Here is an 8,449-nt window from a genome sequence, read left to right as displayed (position 1 = left end):
AACCCCACTTGCTACGCAATACCAACTTCCGCTGGCTGCTGGGCGGCGGCCTCGTGTCGATGCTGGGCGACCAGTTCAGCATGCTGGCCCTGCCCTGGCTGGTGCTGGGCCTGACGGGCGATAGCCTCAGCCTGGGCATCGCCGTGGCCCTGATGGGCGCCCCGCGCGCCGTGCTGATCTTGCTGGGCGGCACCATCGCCGACCGCCATTCGCCGCGGCGCGTGCTGCTGCTGAGCAAATTGGCCAATGCCGCCATCCTGCTGGCCCTGGCCGGGCTGCTGTGGCTGGACCAGGCCAGCCTGGCGCTGGCGTATGGGGCCGCGCTGGCGCTGGGCATCGCTTCCGCCTTTGCCATCCCGGCCGGCACGGCCATCCTGCCGCAGGCCGTGCCGCCGCAGATGCTGCAGGCGGCCAACGGCCTGCAGATGGGCGCGCGCCAGCTGTCGCTGCTGGCCGGTCCCCTGCTGGCGGCCCTCGTGCTGGGCGCCCGCGATGGCGCGCAGCAAACCTCCATGGCGGCGCTGGCCGCCGCCTTCGCCATCGATGCGCTGACCTTCCTGTGCTCCGCGTGGACCTTGCGGCAAGTCAAGCTGCGGCCCCTGGCAACACCTGCTGCGCCGCAAGCCATGTGGCGCGACATGGCGGCGGGCCTGGCCGTGGTCTGGCGCGACCTTCCCCTGCGCAACTGCTATGCCTACTGGGCGCTGGTAGCCTTCTTCGTCATGGGGCCGCTGCAAGTGGCCTTGCCCGTGCTGGCCAGCGAGCGCCTGCACGGCGCCTCCGCGCTGGGCCTGCTGATGGGCGCGCATGGCGCCGGCACCTTGGCCGGCATGCTGGCCTCCGGCTTGGGCGGCGCCTGGCTGCGCCGCCGCTTCGGCGCCACCCTGCTGCTGGTCGACGCGGTCGTCGGCCTGCTGCTGATGGCGCTGGGGCAAATCGACACGGCCTGGCAAGGCGCGGTCCTGCTGGCCGTCACGGGCATACTGGGCGGCTACCTGCAGGTGGCCATCTTCACGTGGATACAGCGGCGCGTGGCGCCCGCCATGCTGGGACGGGCGATGGCCCTGTTCATGGGCATCTTCCTGGGACTGGCCCCGCTGTCGGCGGCCGCCACGGGCGCGCTGCTGCGCCACCTGACGGTGGGCGAGCTGTTCTGCGCCGGCGGCGCCCTGCTGCTGGCCGCCGCCGTGGCCGCCGCCCTCCTGACCGACATCCCCCGCATCGCGGGCAGCACGTCCACAGCATCACCTTGAGAAAGTTCCCCATGGATAAAACACGGCAAGCGGCCCTGAAAGCAGCCTACCGGCAGCAAGCCCCGGCCCTGGGCATCATCGCCTTGCAGCACCTGCCCAGCGGACGCACCCTGCTCGACCGCAGCCGCAACGCGCCTGGCGCGCTGAACCGCCACCGCTTCGAACTCGCGCTGGGCACGCACCGCAATGTGCGCCTGCTGGCAGACTGGCGGCGCGATGGCGCGGCGGCCTTCCGCCTGGCCATCATCGATACCGTCAAGCTGCCGGACGATCCCGCCTTCGATGCGCAGGCCGAGCTCGACGCCCTGCTGGCCCTGCACCGTGAGCAGGCGCTGGCGCAGGGCCAGCTCCTGTATTGAGCGCGCATGCTTTACACTTGCGCACTCAAGCACTTCGCAGCGAATTGAAAGGACCTCATGATGGATCACCCTCCCCCGTCGCCGGACGGCGCCGGCGCGCTGGATTTCTGCCTGCGCCTGGCGCGCGCCCAAGCCGTGCTGGTGCGCCGCTTCGACAGCATCCTGGGCAATCTGCACGGCCTGAGCTTTTCCGACTACCAATTGCTGTACCACCTGCAGCGCGCCCCGGGCGGCCGCCTGCGCCGCATCGACCTGGCCGAGCGCCTGGCGCTGACGGCGTCCGGCATCACGCGCTCGCTGATGCCGCTGGAAAAGATCGGCCTCGTGGCGCGCCAGGCCGATGCGCGCGATGCCCGCGTCGGCTATGCCGCCATCACCGGGGCGGGACTCGCCCTGCTGGCCCACGCCGATGCGACGGCGCAGGCGCTGGCGCAAGAATTGCTGGGCAGCGCCAGCGCAGAGCAGCTGGCGCCCCTGTCACTGCTGCTGGGCGGCATCGCCGGCAGCCCGCCCGCCAACGGCTGATCCCTCCCCCTACACAAGCGCCAGCTTGCGCAGGCGCCGCGTCGACGGCCAGCGCGCCATGCCCGTCTCGTCGCGGATGGCCGCGCAGGCGGCCAGCAGGCGCGCGCATTCGTCTTCGCGCAAGCCCGCATTCAGCGTCAGGCGCACCAGCGCGCGGTTCTTCGGCGTGGCCGGCGCGCAGAACACGGCGCCGTAGATGCCGTGCCGCTCCAGCGCCTTGCGCAGGATCAAGGTATCGGGCTCGCTGCCCGCTTCCAGCGCGATGATCTGCTCCGTGCCGTCGCTGACGTTGTAGCCGAGATCCATCAGCCCCTGGCGCAGCCGCACGCTGTGGCGGCGCAGGGCGGCGCGGCGGGCATCCGCGGCGCGGATGAAGTCGAGCGCCGCGTCGAACCACGCCAGCTCGTGCTCCAGCAGGCAGGAACTGAAAATGGCGGGCCGCGAGGCGGACAGGAAATAACCCTTGAAACGGGCGCAACAGGTGATCAGCCCGGCCCGGCCCGCAAAGGCCTTGGCCAGCGAGGCCGTGCGGAAATGCACGCGCCCGGCCAGGCCCAGTTCCACCACCAGGCCCGCGCCCTGCGGGCCGTGCGTGCCCAGCGAGTGCGACTCGTCGACGATCAGCATGCTGCCGCTGCGCTCGGCGATTTCCACCATCTGCAGCAGGGGCGCCACGCTGCCATTGGTGCTGTACAGCGCATCGACGACGATGATGCCAGGGCCATGCTTGTCGAGCTGGCGCTGCAGGTGGGCGCCGTCGTTGTGCAGGAAGGCGACGGGCGCGGCCTGCGCCGACTGCACGCCTTCCCACAGCGAGGCGTGCGCCTGCATGTCCAGGTAGACGGGGATGCCGGGGCCGGCCAGGCTTTGCAGCAAGCCCACGTTGGCGGCCCAGCCCGACTGCGCCAGCACGCAGGCCTCGCTGCCGAGATAGTCCGCGAATTTGTGTTCGAGGCGGTGCTGGCGGCTGCCTTCCTGCAGGAACACGGACGACATCAGCATGGCGCCGCCTCCCTGCAGGACGCGGGCCTGGGCCGCCAGCAAGGCCGGCTCGCCGGCGATGTTCAGGTAATCATTGCCTGCCAGCATGACCGCACTGGCCGGCACAGCCTGCCATTCGTGCAAGTGCTCGCCGCCGAGCAGCTTGCCGATGCGCTCGACGTAATGTTCATCCATGCGCGCGCGCACGAAGGCGGGCAGCTGCTGTTCGGCGGAGATGGCAGGCGATGGCAGGGGAAAAGTGGCGTTCGGCATAAGGGCTCCTGATTGGTTGCGGGGGTAACTACCGCGTCCAACATGCGCGAGCCATTCGGCAAGAGATTGATCCATCTCAACAGTTACGGCGATATGCATCTTTTGTGGCAGGAACCCGCCGATCATGTTGCATTGATACGCCTCAACGAAGTGTCCCCCATCATGAAGCATGTGCGGTCCCCTTCCGACAAACGCTGGCAAGGCAGGCTGCTCCAGCCTTTCCTGCATTTCCACGACGCCATCGAACACATGCCGATACGCCGTACCCAGGTGCGCACGCTGGCCGTCATCGGCGCGCTGGGCATGCCCCTGTACTATGCGCTGTGGCAGCACGTCTTTCCGCAGGAATATGAGTCGCCCCTGCTGCGCGCCGTGGCGGCGCTGCTGTTCCTGCCCGCGCTGTGGCCGGGACGCTTCCGCAATACCTGGTTCAGCGTGTACCTGCTGCTGGGGCTGACGTTCGAGCTGCCCTTCTTCTTCACGTATATGTTCCTGATGAACCACGCCTCGGCCCTGTGGGTGCATTCGCTGCTGGTGGCCCTGATCGTGCTGTTCCATTTCGATACGCGCATCGCCATGCTGGCCTACCTGAGCGGCACCGTGCTGGCCTGCCTGGCCTTTGCCGTGCGCGGCGACCCGGCCTACCTGCTCAGCCGCGACGTCTTGCAGCAATTGCCCGTGCACTGGTTCACGATTGCCGTCCTGTCCGTCGTCAAGGTGGGCCGCCACGTGGGCGCGCAGGAAAAGCTGGCGGGCCTGGCGGCCGGCCTGGGCAGCGTGGCGCACGAATTGCGCACGCCCCTCGTCAGCGTCGAGGCGAACGTACGGGGCCTGCAGCGCTGGCTGCAGCGGGGCCTGCCGCCCGGCGCGCCAGGCCAGCCGCCGGACGCGGCCAGCCAGGAAGCGCTGGCGCGCATCCAGTTCGAGGTGCGCCACATGCACCACATGATCGACCTGTTCCTGCTCAGCGCCACGGCCGTCAACCGCAAGCTCGAAGCGATCGAGAGCGTGGCCATGCAGGACAGCGTCGCCGCCGCCCTGCGCCGCTACCCGTTTACCAGCACGGCGCAGCGCGACATCGTCAAGGTCGACGTGCGGGCCGACTTCACCTTCCACGGGCAATCCGAGCTGTGCGCGGCGATCCTGCTGAACCTGCTGCGCAACGCCCTGAAAGGCATCCAGCGGGCCAGCAAGGGCCGCGTACGCATCATCATCGATGGCGCGCGGCCCGCACCGCGCCTGCTGTTCATCGATACGGGCTGCGGCATCGCGGCCAGCCGCCTGCCGCTGATCTTCGACCGCTTCTATTCCTATCCGGCGCACAACGGCAGCGGCATCGGCCTGGCCCTGTGCCGGCAAATCCTGCAGGCGTGGCATGCGCGCATCCGCTGCGTGTCGCGCGAAGGCGCGTATGCCATCTTCGTGCTGGAGTTTCCACCAGCCCCAGCCACGACCCGCTCCAGCCGTTTCCCATCCATCCATCGCGCAAGGTGACGCATGCAACTGCCCGTCTATACCCATCCGACCCTGACCGTATTGATCGATGACAGCGACTCCTTCCTGAAAAGCCTGGCGTTCCAGCTCGATCCCGCGCTGGCCCGCCAGACCTTCCACGACACGAGCAGCGCGCTGCACTGGCTGCGCCACAGCCCCCAGTTGGGCGAGACGCCGCTGCACGTCAATTTCGACACGCAAAACCTGCCGCCCGACCAGTGCAACGTGGCGCTCGACCTCGAACGCATCTGGCGCATCAGCGGCCAGGCGCAGCGCTTTGCCGTGCCTTCCGTGCTGGTGGTCGATTATTCGATGCCGCAGATGAATGGCCTGGAATTCTGCCAGGCCGTGCGTGACTTGCCGTGCAAGAAGATTTTATTCACGGGCGCGGCCGATGAAAAAGTGGCCGTGACGGCCTTCAACCGGGGCTTGATCGACCGCTACATCAAGAAGAGCGACGACGATGCGCTCGATATCCTGGAACAGGAAGTCCACGCCCTGCAACGCGAATTTTTCCTGCAGCAATCGGACACGGTGCGCGACTTGCTGTTGCTGCACGACTATCGTTTCCTGCAAGACGAAGCCATGGCCGCCGTCGTGCACGAGCTGTGCCGGCGCCATGGCTTTGTCGAGTTCTATATCTTCCCGAATCCCTGCGGCATCCTGTTCTTCACGCGCGACGGCCAGGCCCGCCTGATGATCATCGAGACGGAACGCAGCCTGCACACGCAGTACGAAATGGCGCGCGACAGCGACGCGCCCGCGTCCTTGCTGCTGGCCTTGCTGGAAATGCGCGTGATCCCGTATTTTTCCGATGCCGGCAGCGACGGCATGTATGCGGCGCACATCGGCGAAAACTGGTTCCGCTACTGCGCCGCGCCGACCATCTGCCACGGGCGAGAAACCTACTTCTGGGCCCTGTTCGACGTGCCGCCGCACCAGCTGGACCAGCCGGTCGTGTCCTACGCGCAATTTTTACGCGCGCAGGCGGACGACAGCGTGGGTGTCTAGCTTTCCCGCAAGGTTTGCAGCGGCGGATGTTTCAAGACATTGCGCAAGCCCAGCCAGCCGCCGGCGATCGCGCACAGGGCGCCGGCCAGCAGGCCAAAGGCCCACACGCCCGGCGCGAAGCTCCAGGCGAACTTGAACTGGTACGTGGCCAGGGCCCAGCCCATGGCGGCCGCGCCCGATGCCGCCAGCAAGCCGGCCAGCGCGCCGACGAGCGAAAACTCGATCAGCTGCGCCTGCGCGAGCTGGCGCCGCGTCGCGCCCAGGGCGCGCAGCAGGCCCGCTTCGCGCGTGCGCTCGTCCTGCGAACCCATCAGCGCCGCGTACAGCACCAGCAAGCCCGAGGCCAGGGTAAAGGCGAAGAGGAATTCGACGGCCGTCACCACCTGGTCCAGCACGCCCTGGATCTGTTTCAGCACGCCGCCCACGTCGACCACCGTCAGGTTCGGATAGTCGCGCAGCAAGGCGTTGCCCAGGTCCGCCTGCGCCGGCGCGGACGCGGTAGGCAAGTGAAACGCCGTGATCCACGTTTGCGGCGTATCCGCCATGGCGGCCGGATTGATGATGACAAAGAAATTGACGCGCATCGAACCCCATTCCAGCTTGCGCAAACTCGTGATCGATGCCTCCACGCTCTGGCCGGCGATGTCGAAGCGCAGCTTGTCGCCCAGTTTCAGTTTCAAGGTCCTGGCGATGCCCTCTTCCACCGATGCCTCGGCCGGCGCGCCCGGCGCATTGGCGAACCACTTGCCGGCCACGAGTTTGTTTTCTTCCTGCATGGTGGCCATCGTCGACAGATTGAATTCGCGGTCGGCCAGGCCCTTGGCGCGGTCATCCTCGTAGGTGCTTTCCGTGATGGCCTTGCCGTTCACGGCCACCAGGCGCCCGCGTATCATCGGATACAGCGGGGCATTGCGTACGCCGGCCTGGGCCAGGCGCGCGGCGATCGGGTCTTTCTGTTCCGGCAGGATATTGATCATGAAGCGGTTCGGCGCGTCCGGCGGCGTGGCGTTGCGCCAGGCCACCATCAGGTCGCCGCGCACCACCGTCAGCAGCAGCAAGGCCATCAGGCCCAGCGCCAGCGACACCACCTGGATGACGGTCGCGCCCGGGCGGCGCTGCAAGGACGTGACGGCGAAGCGCCAGCCCTGGTGATTGAAGGCGCCGCGCAGGGTTTTCAGTGAGCGGATGCCCAGCCAGCCGGCCAGGGCGAACAGGGCGAAACCGCCCAGGAAACCGGCCGCCGTCAGCAAGGCCAGTTTCACGTCGCCCGCCTGCCACAGGAGCAGCACGACGAAGGCGGCGATGCCCAAGCCGTAGGTGGCCAGGGCCAGCGCCTGCGGCGGCTCCTGCTCGCGGCGGATCACGCGGTTGTGCGGCACATTGCGCAACTGCAAAATCGGCGGCAGGGCAAAGCCCAGCAGCAACAGCATGCCGGTGGCCACGCCCTGCAGGGCGGGCAGCATGGACACGGGCGGCAAGTCGCTCTGCACCAGCTTGCCCAGCAGTTCCAGCAGCACCAGGTGACCGCCGAATCCCACCGCCACGCCGACCACGCTGCCGGCCAGGCCGACGAGCAGGAATTCGATCACGTACATGGCCGTGACCTGGTTTTGCGTCAGTCCCAGGCAGCGCAGCATGGCGCACGCATCGAGGTGGCGCAGCATGAAGCGGCGCGCGGCCATGGCCACGGCGACGGCCGCCAGCATGGCCGACAGCAAGCCGACGAGGGACAGGAAACGGTCGGCGCGGTCCAGGGTCGATTGCATCTGCGGGCTGCCCGACTCCAGCGACTCGATGCGCACGCCCTTGATGGCCTGCGTCTTGATTTGATTTTCCAGCCAGGCTTGATATTGCGCAAGCTCGGCCGCCTTGGCGGGCGGCGCCGACAGCAGCAGCCGGTACGACACGCGCGAACCGTTCTGCACCAGCGCCGTGGCGGCCAGGTCGCCCAAGGGCAGCATCACGCGCGGCGCGAAATTCAGGAAGGAGGCGCCGCGGTCCGGCTCGCTGGCGATCAATTGCGTGACGGTAAATGCCTTCTCGCCCAGGGTCAGGGTGTCGCCCAGCTTCGCCTTCAGGCTGGACAGGATCGCCGCATCGACCCACACGGTGCCGGGCGCCGGCACCTGGTCCGTTGGCCGTCCCACGGCATCCTGCGCTTCGCTGGTGCTGGTCGTGATTTTCAGCCTGCCCCGCTGCGGGTAGCCGGGCGAGACGGCCTTGATCGACGCCAGCTGCGAGGTCGACTGCTCGCCCGCGCCCGCCTGCGCCATGCTGGGAAACGTCACCGTGTCGGCCAGGATAAAACCGCGCTTCTGCGCTTCCGCGCGCCAGGCCCCATTGACGGGCTGGTCGGCGCTGATGACCAGGTCGGCCCCCAGCAGCTGGTGCGCGTCGCGGTTCAGGCCCGCGCGCAGGCGGTCGACGAAGAAGCCGACGGCCGACAGGGCCGCCACGGCGACGATCAGCGCGACGAGCAGGAAACGCAGTTGCCCGGCGCGCCAGTCGCGGCCGGTCATTTTCAGGGAGAGGCGCAGCATGGGCGGCGGGTCT

At 68.2% G+C, this 8,449-nt stretch carries 7 protein-coding genes; 5 read left to right on the top strand and 2 right to left on the bottom strand.

All coding sequences use genetic code 11. From position 1 onward, the window contains the following. From J0O65_RS10960 to J0O65_RS10950, 3 genes are all read left to right on the top strand, one after another. On the top strand, positions 1-1,253 hold a 1,253-nt coding region (locus tag J0O65_RS10960), incomplete at its 5' end, for an MFS transporter (RefSeq protein WP_215406630.1). A gap of 11 nt (positions 1,254-1,264) precedes the next feature. Then, positions 1,265-1,612 (top strand): GIY-YIG nuclease family protein, encoded by a 348-nt coding sequence (locus J0O65_RS10955; protein WP_215406628.1) that lies wholly within the window; start codon positions 1,265-1,267, stop codon positions 1,610-1,612. Between the two features lie 60 nt (positions 1,613-1,672). After that, positions 1,673-2,137, top strand: coding sequence for a MarR family winged helix-turn-helix transcriptional regulator (locus tag J0O65_RS10950; protein WP_251373651.1), 465 nt, complete (start codon positions 1,673-1,675; stop codon positions 2,135-2,137). Between the two features lie 9 nt (positions 2,138-2,146). Here the strand turns inward: J0O65_RS10950 and cqsA are convergent, their stop codons facing one another. Next, entirely contained in the window at positions 2,147-3,391 is a 1,245-nt protein-coding gene (gene cqsA / locus J0O65_RS10945) for an alpha-hydroxyketone-type quorum-sensing autoinducer synthase (protein WP_215406624.1), read from the bottom strand. Positions 3,392-3,553: 162 nt separating this feature from the next. Between cqsA and J0O65_RS10940 the strand changes: the two genes are divergently transcribed. Beyond that, positions 3,554-4,885: a sensor histidine kinase gene (locus tag J0O65_RS10940; protein ID WP_215406622.1), complete on the top strand. Its 1,332-nt coding sequence runs from the start codon at positions 3,554-3,556 to the stop codon at positions 4,883-4,885. A gap of 3 nt (positions 4,886-4,888) precedes the next feature. Continuing rightward, a complete protein-coding gene (locus tag J0O65_RS10935; RefSeq protein WP_215406621.1) occupies positions 4,889-5,896 on the top strand; it encodes a response regulator in 1,008 nt (335 codons plus the stop codon). On the opposite strand, the gene J0O65_RS10930 is transcribed toward J0O65_RS10935, so the two are convergent. After that, positions 5,893-8,436, bottom strand: coding sequence for an ABC transporter permease (locus J0O65_RS10930; protein WP_215406619.1), 2,544 nt, complete (start codon positions 8,434-8,436; stop codon positions 5,893-5,895). The genes J0O65_RS10935 and J0O65_RS10930 overlap by 4 nt on opposite strands. Positions 8,437-8,449: the final 13 nt, after the last annotated feature.

This window comes from Janthinobacterium sp. JC611 (assembly GCF_018682595.1).
In the GTDB taxonomy this organism is placed as follows: Bacteria; Pseudomonadota; Gammaproteobacteria; order Burkholderiales; family Burkholderiaceae_D; genus Janthinobacterium.
This window is presented reverse-complemented; position numbering and strand designations above follow the sequence as displayed.